14 protein-coding genes are annotated in these 14,379 nt (G+C 63.6%); 3 read left to right on the top strand and 11 right to left on the bottom strand.

Annotated features, from left to right (window positions below):
* The first annotated feature begins 65 nt into the window (after nucleotides 1-65).
* Both OH764_RS07565 and OH764_RS07560 read left to right on the top strand, forming a co-directional pair.
* Nucleotides 66-518 (top strand): hypothetical protein, encoded by a 453-nt coding sequence (locus OH764_RS07565; RefSeq protein WP_498848590.1) that lies wholly within the window; start codon nucleotides 66-68, stop codon nucleotides 516-518.
* A 370-nt stretch (nucleotides 519-888) separates the two neighbouring features.
* Nucleotides 889-1,476, top strand: a complete 588-nt coding sequence (locus OH764_RS07560) for a lipid-binding SYLF domain-containing protein (RefSeq protein WP_498848589.1) — start codon at nucleotides 889-891, stop codon at nucleotides 1,474-1,476.
* Between the two features lie 338 nt (nucleotides 1,477-1,814).
* Here the strand turns inward: OH764_RS07560 and OH764_RS07555 are convergent, their stop codons facing one another.
* The 11 genes from OH764_RS07555 to mltG all read right to left on the bottom strand — a co-directional run bounded on the left by OH764_RS07555 (nucleotide 1,815) and on the right by mltG (nucleotide 13,102).
* The gene (locus tag OH764_RS07555) at nucleotides 1,815-2,882 is read right to left on the bottom strand and encodes a glycosyltransferase family 4 protein (RefSeq protein ID WP_498848588.1); all 1,068 of its coding nucleotides are present in this window, start codon (nucleotides 2,880-2,882) and stop codon (nucleotides 1,815-1,817) included.
* 293 nt (nucleotides 2,883-3,175) lie between these two features.
* Nucleotides 3,176-4,339, bottom strand: a complete 1,164-nt coding sequence (locus OH764_RS07550) for an AAA family ATPase (protein WP_498848774.1) — start codon at nucleotides 4,337-4,339, stop codon at nucleotides 3,176-3,178.
* 100 nt (nucleotides 4,340-4,439) lie between these two features.
* On the bottom strand, nucleotides 4,440-5,852 hold the full coding sequence (gene otsA, locus OH764_RS07545) for an alpha,alpha-trehalose-phosphate synthase (UDP-forming) (protein WP_087754713.1): 1,413 nt from the start codon (nucleotides 5,850-5,852) through the stop codon (nucleotides 4,440-4,442).
* A 211-nt stretch (nucleotides 5,853-6,063) separates the two neighbouring features.
* Nucleotides 6,064-7,299: a mechanosensitive ion channel family protein gene (locus OH764_RS07540; RefSeq protein WP_498848587.1), complete on the bottom strand. Its 1,236-nt coding sequence runs from the start codon at nucleotides 7,297-7,299 to the stop codon at nucleotides 6,064-6,066.
* Nucleotides 7,300-7,559: 260 nt separating this feature from the next.
* A complete protein-coding gene (locus OH764_RS07535; protein ID WP_317022000.1) occupies nucleotides 7,560-7,916 on the bottom strand; it encodes a Rap1a/Tai family immunity protein in 357 nt (118 codons plus the stop codon).
* 176 nt (nucleotides 7,917-8,092) lie between these two features.
* Complete coding sequence (locus tag OH764_RS07530; RefSeq protein WP_498848586.1) at nucleotides 8,093-8,833, bottom strand: ankyrin repeat domain-containing protein; 741 nt, start codon at nucleotides 8,831-8,833, stop codon at nucleotides 8,093-8,095.
* 46 nt (nucleotides 8,834-8,879) lie between these two features.
* Nucleotides 8,880-9,674: a TatD family hydrolase gene (locus tag OH764_RS07525; RefSeq protein WP_498848585.1), complete on the bottom strand. Its 795-nt coding sequence runs from the start codon at nucleotides 9,672-9,674 to the stop codon at nucleotides 8,880-8,882.
* A gap of 45 nt (nucleotides 9,675-9,719) precedes the next feature.
* The gene (locus OH764_RS07520; RefSeq protein ID WP_498848584.1) at nucleotides 9,720-10,244 is read right to left on the bottom strand and encodes a GNAT family N-acetyltransferase; all 525 of its coding nucleotides are present in this window, start codon (nucleotides 10,242-10,244) and stop codon (nucleotides 9,720-9,722) included.
* Between the two features lie 93 nt (nucleotides 10,245-10,337).
* Nucleotides 10,338-11,378, bottom strand: a complete 1,041-nt coding sequence (locus OH764_RS07515) for a DNA polymerase III subunit delta' (protein WP_498848583.1) — start codon at nucleotides 11,376-11,378, stop codon at nucleotides 10,338-10,340.
* A gap of 93 nt (nucleotides 11,379-11,471) precedes the next feature.
* On the bottom strand, nucleotides 11,472-12,092 hold the full coding sequence (tmk, locus tag OH764_RS07510; protein WP_498848582.1) for a dTMP kinase: 621 nt from the start codon (nucleotides 12,090-12,092) through the stop codon (nucleotides 11,472-11,474).
* Nucleotides 12,092-13,102: an endolytic transglycosylase MltG gene (mltG, locus tag OH764_RS07505; protein WP_498848581.1), complete on the bottom strand. Its 1,011-nt coding sequence runs from the start codon at nucleotides 13,100-13,102 to the stop codon at nucleotides 12,092-12,094. The genes tmk and mltG overlap by 1 nt, the downstream gene beginning before the upstream one ends.
* Nucleotides 13,103-13,179: 77 nt before the next feature.
* Here mltG and ygfZ point away from each other — a divergent pair, with 77 nt between their 5' ends.
* Complete coding sequence (ygfZ, locus tag OH764_RS07500) at nucleotides 13,180-14,292, top strand: YgfZ/GcvT domain-containing protein (RefSeq protein WP_498848580.1); 1,113 nt, start codon at nucleotides 13,180-13,182, stop codon at nucleotides 14,290-14,292.
* Nucleotides 14,293-14,379 lie beyond the last annotated feature (87 nt).

Below are 14,379 nucleotides of genomic sequence, written 5' to 3'. Positions count from 1 at the left end.
CACACAATATCCATACGGGCCGCCATCTTGTCGTTGATGCCGAAAAGCATCGATTGGAGGCAAGGATGGTATCGAAGCATAAAAACCGCTGGTTGAGGCGGTGGCTGGTCGTCATCGTATTTTGGGCCGTGCCCGTGGCGATCGTTGCAGTCAGCGAAATTCGCGAGGAGATGGCCTACAACGCCGTCGACCTCGAGCGCGCGCTGACCACCTGGAATTTCACCGACGCACAGCGCGCCGCCGGCGCCCCCGCCCGCTGCCACGGCAAGCCTGACGAGGCGCAAGCCGCCGGTTGCCCGGCCGACGTGCTGGCGGCCAACGCGCCGCGCCAGCAGGAAGCCCGCAACGAATACAGCGTGCGCCGCTCTACCTTGATGGCTTACCTGTGGCATGCGTTCGTCGGTTACTGGATCGTGCCGGCGCTCACGCTGCTTCTCGTGGGTGTGCTGATCGGCGGGGTGCGGCGCGCACTCAGGCGGCCGCCCACGGTCAAGAGCCAGGCGAACCACGGCGGATAGCGTGCGCCGAAGTAGAGGGTGTGCGGCGCCGGGACAACACTTTTCGTTCGTTGACAGCGCAAATTGCAGCGCATCCGAATCGGTAAAAATGTGCATCTGCTTAGGTTTCTATGCGGCCGCCGCTCGACAAGCCACGAGCGAACCTGCGACGCCGTGAGCCCGTTCAATCGCGCTTTCTACGCGTGGCGAGCCCCGTCGCGGGAGCCGGTCAGATTTACAGCGTATCTATTGCGATCTCCCGCAAAGCCCCGTCACATAAGGCTTTTCGCCTATGCGTGTGAGGGCGCCTTTTGGCCTGCCGTGTGATATAACTCAGAAGACAGCCGCGTAACTTCCGCGGCTGCGCCAAGGAACCATACGGAGAAAAACGATGCAAAGACGACACTTCATGTTGAAGACTACCGCTGCGCTCGCTTTCGGAGGCCTTGCACTTGCCGGTTGTACCACCAACACCGGCGGCCACGACACACCGTCCACCGACGCGTCCAAACGTCAATCGATCGACGCCAGCGTCGACGGCACCTTGTCGCGCCTGTACACGACCGTTAAGGGTTCACACGAACTCGTCTCGAAGGCGCGCGGCGTGCTCGTGTTCCCGTCGGTGCTGCAGGCTGGCTTCATCGTCGGTGGGCAGTACGGCGAAGGCTCGCTGCGCGTAAGCGGCAGCACGGTGGGCTACTACAGCACGGTTTCCGGCTCGTTCGGCTTGCAGGCCGGCGCACAGTCGAAGGCCATCATCTTCCTGTTCATGACGCAGGACGCGCTCGACAAATTCCGCAATGCCGACGGCTGGTCGGTGGGCGGCGATGCTTCGGTCGCGCTCATCAAGATGGGCGCCAACGGCGTGATCGACACCACTACCGCCACGGCGCCGGTGCAAGTGTTCGTGCTGACCAATACTGGTTTGATGGGCGATCTGTCGCTGCAGGGCACGAAGGTTTCGCGCCTGAAGATCTAAGGATTTGACGGCGGACCAGCGGCCTCGCATCACGTCGCATCACGATAACCGCCCGGACGTATGCGGGCTGCGCGTCCTGTCCGCCTGATTCCCGCAACGGTGTCCGGGTTGGACACGGGGGTTGCGCAATAAGAACCGCGCGATACATCGCAGTGCGCGGAAACGTCAAACAGGCCGGCTCCGCCCGCGGAGGCCGGCCTGTCGACTTTTATGCGTTCAACTTAAGGTTCTGAAAACGGTGCGCGGAGCAGTCGACATGAGCCCTTGCAACGAGCAAGTGCACATGTCAACCCGGTGACCAGACCTCCAGTACCGTCCGCATGACCTGCTCGCAGCAATCAGCGTCCCGAGCTATCCACCACCTTGAACCGCGAACGCTTCTGCGCGCGGATCACCGACTGATACGCGTCCACGTACTGCTGCGCCATCCGGTGCGACGTGAAGCGCTCCTCGAAGCGTTGACGCACGCCGGCACGCGGCATCTTGTGCAGCCGGTTGACCGCGGCCACCGCACCGATCTCGTCTTCGACGATAAAGCCGGTCAACCCGTCTTCGAGCACCTCCGGCACCGAACCGCGATTGAACGCGATGACCGGCGTGCCGCAAGCCATGGCCTCGATCATGACGAGGCCGAACGGCTCCGGCCAATCGATCGGAAACAGCAGTGCATGAGCGCCTGACAGGAATTCGGCCTTCTGATGATCTGCGATCTCACCGATGAACTCGACGTGCGGCAAGTCCAGTAGCGGCCGGATATCGCGCTCGAAATATTCGCGGTCCGCGGTGTCGACCTTTGCCGCGATGCGGATCTGCATGCCACAACGCCCGGCGATACGGATCGCCGTGTCGACGCGCTTTTCGGGCGAAATACGGCCGAGGAACGCGAGGTACTTCTGCTCCACTGGCTGCGGCGTATAAAGCTTCTCCGGCAAGCCGTGATACACCGTGGTCAGCCAGCGCGCTTGCGGCAGCGGATGGCGCTGCGCATTGGAAATCGAAATGACCGGCGCAGTGTTGAACGTGTCGAACACAGGCTGTTGTTCGGGCAGATCGAGCCGGCCGTGCATGGTCGTGACGAACGGCGTCTCCTGCCGCTTGAACACCGAGAACGAGTAATAGTCGAGGTGAAAATGCAGGACATCGAACTCTTCGGCCTGCCGGCGCACGAGTTCCATCAGCAGCATGTGCGGCGCCACGCGATCGCGGATGCCGGGATCGAGGCGCAGCGCGCGCGGCCACACGGCCTCCAGCTTCGCGCTCGTCACCGAGTCGCCACTTGCGAACAGCGTCACGTCATGGCCGAGTTCCACGAGCGCCTCGGTAATGTACGACACGACGCGCTCCGTGCCGCCGTACAGCTTCGGCGGCACGGATTCGGTCAAGGGGGCGATCTGCGCAATCTTCATAGTTGTCTCCGTGAACTGACGGCTTGCGGCGCTGGATCGTGCACACCCTGGCACGGCCCGGTGCTGCCCGACCCGGCCAGGTTCACCCTGCGTAGATAGGCGCCGGGCTTGCAGGCAGGTCTTCCGTCTTTCGATTAATGGCGCCGAGAAAGGCGCGCGCGCCACAGGCATCGAAGCATTATTCCCTGGCAGGCGCTAAAAAGCGCCCGGTATTGCATTTATTGGGCGCTGTTACATTCAGCTTACATCGCAGGCGCCATCGAAATATTGGAGCCGCACACACGCGTCGAGCGTCAGCGCGACGGCCATTTCCACGGTGGGATGTCGCGCTCTTCGGCGTCGGCGAGACGTGTTGCACCGAAATGCTTCTCGAGGACGATCGACTCGCTCGCGTCTTCGAGTTCGAGTGACGCGATGAGCCGCGCCGCGTGCGAGACGACAAGCACCTGTGAGTGCGCGGCGACCCGCGTGATGAGCCGCGCAAGCGCGGGCAACAGGTCCGGATGCAGACTCGTTTCGGGCTCGTTCAATACGAGTAACGCGGGCGGACGCGGCGTCAACAGGGCGGCGACCAGCAATAAATACCGCAGGGTCCCGTCGGACAGTTCCGCGCCTTTTAGCGGACGCAGCAAACCATGCTGCTGCATCAGCACTTCGAAGCGGCCGTCCTGTGTGGCGACGTCGAGCCGAGAGCCGGGAAACGCATCGTCGATGGCGGCGTCGAGTGCAGCGGGGTCGCCGATCTCGCGAATGGTCTGCAAAGCCGCGGCGAGATCCGCGCCGTCGTCAGAGAGCACCGGCGTGTGCGTGCCGATTTGCGGGATGCGCGCGGGCGCGTCGACATCCGTGCGGAAATGGTCATAGAAGCGCCACGAGCGAATCTGTTCGCGCACTGCGATCATCTCCGGCGAACAGCGCGGGTCGGCGAACTCCGTCATCATGCTGTCAAAGCTCGCGACGGGTTGCGGTACCGTTTGCCAGTCGCCGTTTTCATCACGCGTGCGCGGCGCCGCTCCTTGTCGATCCACCAGCAACGCCGAGGGCCGCAGCACCGGTCCACTCCAGATGCACTCGCGCTTGATGACAGGATCGAGCACGAACCTGCTGGTACCCGGATGCGGCAAGCCAAGGTCGATCGCATAGCTAAACGTATCGCCCGCGAAGCCGAGCCGCAGACTGACCGGTGCGTTGCGGGTCGTGCCTTGAACCTCGAATTCGCCGCTCAGCATGCCCCGGGAGAAACGCTCCGGGCCGGCCCATAAGGTGGACGGCAAACCGCCCTCGCGCGCGAGCGACATGATCACGCCGCCGCGCGCTGTTTCGGCAAGCAGGCGCAGCGACCGATAGACGCTCGACTTCCCGCTGCCGTTGGCACCCGTGATGACGTTAAGCCGCCCAAGCGGCACGATCAATTCGCGCAACGACCGGTAACCGGCGATGGCGAGCGCGCTCAGCACGCGGCCATCCGTGAATATGATGTCCGGAGGCCCGCAGGCGCGCAGCGCCCTTGCGAGCCACGCCTGCATGCGCACACGACATGCCGTTTCGGACCGCTCACTACTTATGCCCGCCGCCCATGGCGGGCTTCTGCAGCGGCACGCTGCGCAGGTCACGCAGGAAACTGTCGCGCCACACGCCAAGATCGTTTTTGCGCAGCGCCGCCATGTTGATCTCGTGACGCCGCTGACGCGCGTCGAGCGGCATTTGCAGCGCGCGCTGCAACGCCTCGCACATGCCTATTGCATCGTGCGGATTCACGAGCAGCGCGCCTGTCAGTTCGGCTGCGGCGCCCGCGAAAATGGACAGCACGAGTACGCCCGGATCGTCGGGATTCTGCGCGGCGACATATTCCTTCGCGACGAGATTCATGCCGTCGTGCAACGGCGTGACGAAGCCGATCTGCGATTCGCGGAACAGCGACATCAGTTTCCAGCGGTCGTATTGCTGGTTCAGATAGCGGATCGGCGTGTAGTCGAGACCAGAATAGCGCCCGTTGATGCGCCCTGCTTCGTACTCCAGATCCTGACGGATCTTCTGGTACGTAGCGACGTCCGAACGCGTGGGCGGCGCAATCTGTACGAGCGTGACGTTGCCGCGCCATTCGGGCGAACGTTCCAGCAAATGCTCGAATGCGCGAAAGCGTTCGACGAGCCCCTTCGAATAATCGAGCCGGTCGACGCTCATGATCAGCTTGCGGCCTTCGAGACTCTGCTTCAGATCGAGCACGTGCTGACGGCTTTCGTAGCGCTTTGCCTGCTCGGCAATCTCGTCTGGAAACACGCCGATGCGGTAGACGCCCGTACGCAATTTGCGGCCGAACGCTTCGACGAGACCGTCGTTCGACACCGAGCCGCGCGCGTGGCGAGTGACGTAATCGTGGAACGCTTCCTGATCGGTCGCCGTCTGAAAGCCCAGCAAGTCGTAGCACGACAGCGATTTGACCAGCTCCTCGTGCGGCGGAATGTTGAGCAGAATCTGCGGCGCCGGAAACGGAATGTGCAGGAAGAAGCCAATGCGGTTCGTGATGCCTTCGCTGCGCAGCGCTTCGGCGAAAGGGATCAGGTGATAGTCGTGAATCCAGATCACGTCGTCTGGCTCGAGCAGCTTGATCAGCTTGTGCGCGAGCCACGCGTTGACGCGCCGGTAACCGGCATACTCCTCGCGCTCGTAGCGCGCGAGATCGTTGCGGTAGTGGAACACCGGCCACAGCGTCGCGTTCGAGAAGCCGCGGTAGTACTGGTCGTAGTCCTTGCGCGTAAGCCCCACCGTTGCGAAGGTGACCGCGCCGTCCTGTTCGAGCGTCGGCCCGGCGTTGGCGACGGTCTCGCTGACCACGTCGCCGCTCCAGCCGAACCACACGCCTCCGGCGTCCTTCAGCGCGCCGAACACGCCAACGGCGAGGCCGCCCGCCGATCCTTTGGTTTCCGTCGGCGTTGCGACGCGATTCGACACGACGATCAGTCGGCCCATGTTGCTAGTCCTCCTTGTTGCGCGCGGCATCTGCCAGGGTGCAGCCGGCGCTCGTCACGCAGCGAGCGCCTCGACAAACTTTCGCATGGTGCACGCCATGCCGCGCCGAGTTTATGTGTAAGTGGACGGTTCGACCCTTTAGCGATCGATCGGTTGCATCGCCGTGGGCGCCGGTCCGCGCGGAGAAGCTCCACGCGGACACCTGCGGCCGTTAGGCCATTTCCTTGACCTTGTGCGCCGGCGCTGCGGCGCCCGTCGCCTGAGCGGGCCGGCTCGCCACTGGGTCCGCCTCAGTATGCGCTGCCGTGCTGCCCGCCGGCGTGCCAGCGCCGCGCGGCAACCAGTCGAGCGGCTCGCCCTTGCCGTTTTCGAGTTCCGCCGACACCTCCGCACGCGCGCGCGGCAGATACTGCGGATAGTGCTTCTGGATGAAGTCGAGCAGCCCTTCGCGCACGCGGCAGCGCAGGTCCCAGTTGAGGCCCGAATCGAGCGAACTGACGAGCGCGCGCAATTGCATCGAGCGTTCGGTGCCCTCGGTGACTTGCAGAACCTGCACGCGCCCGTCCCACTCAGGCGCCGCCGCGACAATGCGCGCGAGCTCCTCGCGAAGCGGCGCGAGCGGCATCCGGTAATCGACGTAGAGAAACACCGTGCCGATAATTTGCGAACTGCTGCGCGTCCAGTTCGAAAACGGGTTTTCGATGAACCATTGCAGCGGCACGATGAGCCGCCGCTGGTCCCACAGGCGCACCGACACGTATGTTCCGGTGATTTCCTCGATGCGCCCCCATTCGCCCTGAATGACGACGACGTCGTCGAGCCGGATCGGTTGTGACAGCGCAATCTGCAAGCCGGCGATCAGATTGCCGAGCACCGGCCGCGCGGCGATACCGGCAACCAGACCTGCCACGCCCGCCGATGCAAGAAGGCTCGCGCCGATCTGCCGGACATTCGGAAACGTCATCAAGGCGCCGCCCACGCCGACGATCACAATCACGAGCATCACGGAGCGGGCCAGCACTCTCGCCTGCGTATGGATGCGCCGCGCTTGCAGATTGTCGGCGGTGTCGAGCGGATGCGCCTGGATGATTGCCTCGCCGATGGCTGCCGCCGAACGCACCGACAGCCAGGTCAACGCGCCGATCAGCGCGATAGCGGCGGCGTCGCGCAACGGCGATATGAACGTTAGCGTGTCAGGCGCCTCCCACCACACGGCTTCCAGCGCGAGAATGGTGAGCGCGAACAGCGAAGGCTTGTCGATGTAGCGAAGCACGACGCTGGTGAGCGGATAGGGCCGCGCGATTCGGGTCACGATACGTGCGCCCACGCGGTGCATGCCGATGCCGATCAGCACAACGACCACCGAGATCATCAACGCGCCCAGCCACGTGTGCAGCGGCGCTTCGGCGATACGGTCAAGGTGGTTGAGTTCGTCGAGAAAAGGCATGAAGGACAACCTCCTTTTCGATTGGATAGGGACAGGCCGGCGGCCATGAAACGCGGCGACGGCACAATGTGACACGCGCCGCGGGACGAACCCGCCGGACGCGCTCGTGAAAAGCGCTGAAAACACCGTGAAGCGCTTTCAAGGCGGGCGCGCTAATCCAAAGATGCGCTCCGCTTTTCGAGCAGGCCGCGCTTGTGCAGCGTGGCGTCGACTCATGGGAGAACATGTGCGTCGTGCGGCACACGTCCTTTCAACTCACACTAACTTCCGCTTTTGCAAGGAAATGCCTTGCCGAGTCCCAGCGAGATTGCCGTGCTAGCGTTGTAGCCCCCGACAATCGGATTTTCCGCGATGTACTTGCGTACGGCGTCGGTCAGCTGCGCCGAGCGCGCGTCCTGAGGCAAGCAGAAGTATTGCCCGACGCGCGGTCCCGTCGTGCCGCCAATCGCGTCGATGGTGTTGAAGATACCGTCGGCGGCGCCTTCGATGTATGCGGCGCACGCGCTGCGCGACGCGACGTCGGTCTTCGTACACAGTTTGTTGAGGTCGCCCCCCGTAAACGCGGCTGCCGACAACGGTACGGCAAACGCGCTGGCGAAAATCAAAGCCCGCAGCATGGTGTTCCTTTCCAGGGTCGTTTATCAGGCGGTCTGTTGCCGCATCCGGACGGCGCGCGAACGCGCCGCAACAAAGTCGTCATTCTGCACTGTTTTGCGATGCGGCAGCAGGCCGGCAGCCGCGATCTTCAGGCAGTAGGCGGTGCACCCCGGCGCATGCCGGCGCGCCGCGCGCCCTACTTTTGCTGCATCTGCTGCAACCGCGCGGTCAGACCTTCAACCACGTCCGGCTCCTTATAGGTCTTCGCGAAATCCAGTGCGGTGAGTCCGATCTGGTTCTTGACCGTCAGGTCCGCGCCGTTGTCGAGCAGCAGTTTCACCGTCGACACATGGCCGCCCCGCGCCGCCATCATGAGCGGCGTGGTGCCGTTCGGTGAGCCCGCGTCCACGTAGGCGGAATGGTCGAGCAGCAGCTTCACGATGTCGTCGTGGCCGTTTGCCGCCGCGTAGTGCAGCGGCGCCCAGCCCTTCTTGTTCACTTCGGCGTCCTTCGCGATCAACTGTTTGACGAAGTCGATATCGCCGTTCAGCGCGGCCATCATCATGGCGTTTTCGCCGGCTTTGTCTTCGATCTCGACGTTGGTTTTCGGATTGGCGAGCAGCGCGGCGCCGACCTTGTCGGACTTCTCGCGCGCGGCGAGCACCAGAAGCGGCATGCCCTGGTTATCGACGCTGTTCGGATCCATGCCCTTGGCGAGCAATTTCTTGACGCCGTCGACGTCGTCGAATTTGACTGATTTGATCAGCGAATCGATCGGCGCGGCCTGAGCGGGTGCCGCGATCAGCGAACTCAGCGCGGCACACGCCACCGTAGCCGCCAGCGCGGCGCGCGAGAAGCTGCGGCGCGCCGACGTGCATGCGGCGCGAGCCGTTTGGGCGGCTTGCCGCACGTCGGAAAAACTGGAACTGTTGATCATATTTTACTTTAGGGTTGGCCCCTATCCTCTTGATATGTATCCACTTTCACAATGCACCAACCGGCGCGGAAAGCTTGAATAGACGGAAGAAATTCTGCGTGGTTGCGGCCGCCAGCGCCTCGTCCGTCATGCCGCGCTGCTGCGCGATGAAACGTCCGACATAACTGACGTACGCTGGTTCATTAGGCTTGCCGCGGTACGGCACCGGCGCAAGGTAAGGCGAATCCGTTTCGATCAGCAGGCGCTCCAGAGGCACGCGGCGCGCGACGTCCTGCACATCCGTCGCGCTCTTGAACGTGACGATGCCCGACAGCGAGATGTAGAAGTTCTGCGCCAGTGCCTGTTCGGCCACGGCCCACGGCTCCGTAAAGCAGTGCATCACGCCGCCCGGCTCGCTCGCGCGCTCCTCGGCCATGATGCGCAGCGTGTCTTCCGACGAAGAGCGCGTATGGATGATGAGCGGCTTGCCAGTGGCATGCGCGGCGCGGATATGCGTGCGGAAACGCTCGCGCTGCCATTCCATATCGGCGATCGAGCGGCCTTCCAGGCGGTAGTAGTCGAGCCCCGTCTCGCCGATTGCGATCACTTTCGGATGCCCGGCCAGCTCCACCAGTTCCGCGACGCTTGGCTCGCGCATGTCCTCGTGGTCCGGATGCACGCCCACCGACGCGTACACGTTCTCATGCCGGCTCGCGATATCGAGCACGGACGGCAGCGTTTCCAGGTCCACCGACACGCACAGCGCGTGCGTGACCGAGTGGCTTCGCATATTCTCGAGCACCTGCGGCAGGCGGTCGGCGAGTCCTTCGAAATTGATGTGGCAGTGCGAATCGACAAACATGATGATGTCCTGCAAATGAATGGCCCGAGGAATGGCCCGAGGCGGTCAGGCTGCCGCGCCGTGCGCGTCGAGGCGCTTGCCGAGGATCACCAGATCGCGCTCCACGCCGTCCAGCACGGCCACGCGCGGCAGCGAGCCCCATGTGTCGAAACCGAAGCCGCGGAATAGACGCAGGCTCGCCTCATTGTGACCGAAGATAAATCCCAGCACGGTGTCGATGCCGAGCGCCGGCGCCGCCGCCAGCGAGGCCGCCAGCAACTGCTTACCGAGGCCCTTGCCGCGCGCGCGCTCGTCGAGATAGATACTGACTTCGGCGGTGCGCTGATAGGCGGGACGGCCATAAAAATCCGAAAAGCTCAGCCACGCGATCACACGTTGCGGCTGTTCGGCGTCTTCGACAACCCATAGTGGGCGTTTGTGCGGCCCATGCGCGTGAAACCATGCAACGCGGCTTTCCACGCTGACCGGTTCGAGATCGGCGGTCACCTGGCGCGAGGCCACCGTCGAGTTGTAAATGGCGACGATGGCAGGCAGATCGTCGAGCGTGGCATCGCGGTAAGACAGGCTCATGGTGCTTTCAGATTGAATTGAAGAACCGGCTAACGGGTAAAGCGCTATCGGATGCAAACGACGTTCGCCGCACGCGGGGAGCGCCGCCTTGCGTCATGCAAAAAGTTCGCGGTAACCGAGAAACAGTTCCTCGAACACGAGCCGCGCGTTCAGCGGATGATTTTCGACCGCGCGCTGGCGCGTTACGGCGCGCATGAAACGGGCGAACGCGCTCGCGTCGGCTTGCGACGCACAGCGCGTCAACGCCGCCGACGCCTGCGGAAAATAGCGCGGCGCGCCCGCGGTGCGCTGCGCGAGCAGATCGTACATCCATCGCTGAAGCCAGCCGAGCACGAGCGGCACGGGCAGCTTTTGCAGCGCCTCGCCGCACGCGAAGGCGTCGCACTCCGGGCCGGCGGCCAGTTGCTTGAGCGTCCAGTCGCGCAACGTGCGATTCTCGTCGCTAGCAAGCGCGAGTGCGGTCAGCGGCGCGCCGCCCGCTTCGGCGAGCAGCGCCGGCGCCCCCGCCACGCCTTGCGCGGCGAGCCATTGGGTCGCGGCCTGCGGCGCGGGCAGACTCATCGGCCATTGGCGGCAACGGCTAATGATGGTGGGCAAAAGCCGGTCGATCCGCGCGGACACCATCAGGAACACGACGCCCGCAGGCGGCTCTTCGAGTGTTTTCAGCAGTGCATTGGCCGCCGCGATGTTGAGCGCCTCCGCCGGAGCCAGCACGACCACGCGGGCGCCGCCGCGGTGCGAACCCACGCCGACGAAGTCGAGCAAGCCGCGAATCTGCTCGATCTTGATTTCCTTGCTGGGTGCACGCGTTTTTTTTCCTTCTTCGCCATCGGCTTTTTCGGCTTTCTCGTCCGCGCCATTACCGATGCCGATGCCGGCTTCGGCCGCCAGCGCCTCGGGCACGACGATACGGTAATCGGGATGGTTGCCTTGCGTGAACCAGTTGCACGCGACGCACGCGCCGCACGGTTCGCCGTTGTCCCGCGGGTCCTCGCACAGCAGACCTTGCGCGAGATGCTGCGCGAAGCGCAGCTTGCCGATGCCCGCCTGTCCATGCAGCAGTAAGGCGTGCGGCCAGTGGTCGCGCAGTTGCTGCAGGCGGTTCCAGTCATCGGATTGCCACGGATAAATCATCTTTTCTCTTTCTGATCAGTCAGTTGGACGCGATTTATGAGGTATTACACAAGCTTTTTGGACGGCAGAATAATTTCTTATATTGCTTGTATATCAAAGACTTGCAAGAAGCTCCTCAAGCTGTTTCTGAATGCGCGCAATGCTTTGCGAAGAGTCAATGATAGCGAATCGATAAGGCGCTTCTTCCGCGCGCCGCAGATATTCGGCTCGGGTGCGGTCGAAGAATGCCGTCGATTCGCTCTCGAAACGATCCGGATCGCGCGCCGCGCTGCGCCTCTCGTTAGCGATCTCGGGCGCGAGGTCGAACAGCACCGTGAGATCGGGCTGGAAGCCGCCTTGAACCCAGCGCTCCAGCGTTTCGAGCTTGTCGCGCGGCAGCCCGCGGCCGCCGCCCTGATAGGCAAAGGTGGCGTCGGTGAAGCGGTCCGAGAGCACCCAGTCGCCGCGCGCGAGCGCCGGTTCGATCACTTCGGCCAGATGCTGCCGGCGCAGCGCGAACATCAGCAGCGCCTCGGTTTCAAGATCCATCTTCTGATGCAGCACGATCTCGCGGATCTGCTCGCCAAGCGGCGTGCCGCCCGGCTCGCGGGTCATGACGACCGAGCGGCCGCTGGCCGCCACCTTCTGTTCCAGCCGCTCGCGGAACCAGGCCAGATGCGTCGTCTTGCCGGCGCCATCTATGCCCTCGAACGTAATGAATTTGCCGCGCGCCATTATTGCCCTCGAATGTATTTGTCCACGGCCTTGTTGTGATCGCCGAGGGTGTCGGAAAAGATGCTGCTGCCGTCGCCGCGCGAGACGAAGTACAACGCGCTGGTTTGCGCGGGGTTCATCGCCGCCTGCAGCGACGCCACGCCCGGCAGCGAGATAGGTGTCGGCGGCAGGCCCATCCGCGTATAGGTATTGTAGGGAGTGTCAGTCTGCAGGTCCTTCTTGCGGATGTGGCCGTTATAGCTCTCGCCCATACCGTAGATCACGGTCGGATCGGTTTGCAGCGGCATGCCCACGCGTAGACGGTTCGCGAAGACGGCGGCGACCATCGCCCGGTCGGATTTCTTGCCGGTTTCCTTCTCGATGATGGACGCCATGATCAGCGCATCATACGGTGTCTTGTACGGCAGGTTCGGCGAGCGCGCGACCCACGCTTCGTCGAGGCGCGCGCGCATCAGCCGATATGCGCGGCGGTAGACGTCGAGATCGCTCGTGTTCTTGTCGAACAGGTAGGTGTCCGGGAAAAACAGCCCTTCGCCGTTGCCGATCGACGCCTCAGGCGCACCGATTGCGGTCATCAGCTGCGCGTCGTTCATCCCGGCGCTGTCGTGCTTGAGCGCCGGATTGGCGTCCAGTTCCTGGCGCATGCGCCTGAACGTCCACCCTTCAATGACAGTCGCAACGTATTCGTTGACGTCGCCGCGAGCGATCTTTTGCAGCACTTCGTATGGCGTGACGCCGGTCTTGAACTCGTAATTGCCCGACTTGAGCTCGCTCTGAAGACCGAGTAGCCGCGTCATGACGATGAACAGTTCAGGCTCGACGGGCACGCCGCCGCGGTTCAGTTGCAGCGTGACGCTGCGCAGACTGCTGTGCGGTTTGACGGTGACGTCGAGTTGCGCGGGGTTCAGCTCGAGCGGGCTATTGGCCCAGTGGTATCCGCCAGCAATCGCGGCTGCGGCCAGCACGACGAGAATCGAGCCGGCGACGAAACATTTCTTGAACAGGGACATGAAAACGTGACTGGGTTGGACTGCATATAATACTTGTTTGCCTTAGCTAAAGTCAGAATTGACTGTTCCAGGAATCCATGAACACACCGCTCGCTACCGCTGCAGGCACACCATCAGGCACTCCTTCAGTTGCTGCTTCAGGCGCTGGTTCTAGCACCTCCGGCGGCTCGCCTTCGGGCCATTCCGCCACGGCGCTGCCGGCGCTGCCGCGTCCGTCCGCCGATGAGTTCGCCGCAGTGCTCGAACACGGCGCGTACATGGCGCTCACGCAGTTCGGCGTGATCGACGCCACCGGCGACGACGCCGCGAGCTTCCTGCACGGGCAGTTGACTAACGACACGCAGCACCTGGACGCCGCGAACGCGCGTCTCGCGGGTTATTGCTCGGCGAAGGGACGGTTACTGGCGTCGTTTCTGACGTGGCGCAGCGGCGACACGATCCGTCTGCTCGTCTCGAAAGACGTGCAGGCGGCGGTGCAAAAGCGGCTGTCCATGTTCGTTTTGCGCGCCAAGGCGAAGCTCGTGGATGCAAGCGGCGAACTCGCCGTGATCGGCCTCGCGGGCGATGTCCGCAAGGCGCTGTCCGGCGTGTTCGACGCGCTGCCCGACGGCGTTCATGTGAAGGTGGACGGCGCGGCCGGCTCGCTGATCCGCGTGCCCGACGCGTTCGAGCGTTTGCGCTATCTGTGGATCGGCCCGAAGGCGCAAGTCGAAGCGCACTTGCCGCAGCTTCGCGAGAAGTTGAAACAGGTTTCGCCCGCAGTCTGGGACTGGCTGGACATTCGCGCAGGCGAGCCGCGCATCACGCAGCCGGTGGTTGAGCAATTCGTGCCGCAAATGGTCAATTTCGACGTGCTCGGCGCGGTCAATTTCCGCAAGGGCTGCTATCCCGGTCAGGAAGTGGTGGCACGCAGCCAGTATCGCGGCACGATCAAGCGGCGCACGTCGCTCGCCAACGTGGCGAGCGACCTCGATACCGCGAAGGCCGGCGCCGAACTCTTCCACTCCGACGATCCAGGCCAGCCGTGTGGCATGGTGGTGAACGCGGCGTCGGCGCGCGACGGCGGCGTCGATCTGCTGGTGGAGATCAAGCTGGCGGCGCTCGAAAGCGGTTCGGTGCATCTAGGCGCGGCGCAAGGCCCGGCGCTGCAGTTCCTCGCGCTTCCGTACGGCCTGCCCACCGAGGTTTGAACGCCCTCGAAAATGCGACGCGGCGCAGCGGGACCAACATGCGCCGCCTCCTCGCTGCGCCCTCGCCTGAACCTGCTTGCCATGCCA

It is taken from the genome of Burkholderia sp. M6-3, assembly GCF_050858985.1.
GTDB classification, from domain to species: Bacteria; Pseudomonadota; Gammaproteobacteria; order Burkholderiales; family Burkholderiaceae; genus Paraburkholderia; species Paraburkholderia caledonica.
The sequence above is the reverse complement of the archived record's forward strand: the minus strand, read 5'-3'. Positions and strand labels throughout refer to the sequence as shown.

Coding starts and splice junctions, on each gene's coding strand:
- OH764_RS07565 (WP_498848590.1), top strand. CDS start 66: ATGGTATCGAAGCATAAAAACCGCTGGTTGAGGCGGTGGCTGGTCGTC.
- OH764_RS07560 (WP_498848589.1), top strand. CDS start 889: ATGCAAAGACGACACTTCATGTTGAAGACTACCGCTGCGCTCGCTTTC.
- OH764_RS07555 (WP_498848588.1), bottom strand. CDS start 2,882: ATGAAGATTGCGCAGATCGCCCCCTTGACCGAATCCGTGCCGCCGAAG.
- otsA (WP_087754713.1), bottom strand. CDS start 5,852: ATGGGCCGACTGATCGTCGTGTCGAATCGCGTCGCAACGCCGACGGAA.
- OH764_RS07540 (WP_498848587.1), bottom strand. CDS start 7,299: ATGCCTTTTCTCGACGAACTCAACCACCTTGACCGTATCGCCGAAGCG.
- OH764_RS07535 (WP_317022000.1), bottom strand. CDS start 7,916: ATGCTGCGGGCTTTGATTTTCGCCAGCGCGTTTGCCGTACCGTTGTCG.
- OH764_RS07530 (WP_498848586.1), bottom strand. CDS start 8,833: ATGATCAACAGTTCCAGTTTTTCCGACGTGCGGCAAGCCGCCCAAACG.
- OH764_RS07525 (WP_498848585.1), bottom strand. CDS start 9,674: ATGTTTGTCGATTCGCACTGCCACATCAATTTCGAAGGACTCGCCGAC.
- OH764_RS07520 (WP_498848584.1), bottom strand. CDS start 10,244: ATGAGCCTGTCTTACCGCGATGCCACGCTCGACGATCTGCCTGCCATC.
- OH764_RS07515 (WP_498848583.1), bottom strand. CDS start 11,378: ATGATTTATCCGTGGCAATCCGATGACTGGAACCGCCTGCAGCAACTG.
- tmk (WP_498848582.1), bottom strand. CDS start 12,092: ATGGCGCGCGGCAAATTCATTACGTTCGAGGGCATAGATGGCGCCGGC.
- mltG (WP_498848581.1), bottom strand. CDS start 13,102: ATGTCCCTGTTCAAGAAATGTTTCGTCGCCGGCTCGATTCTCGTCGTG.
- ygfZ (WP_498848580.1), top strand. CDS start 13,180: ATGAACACACCGCTCGCTACCGCTGCAGGCACACCATCAGGCACTCCT.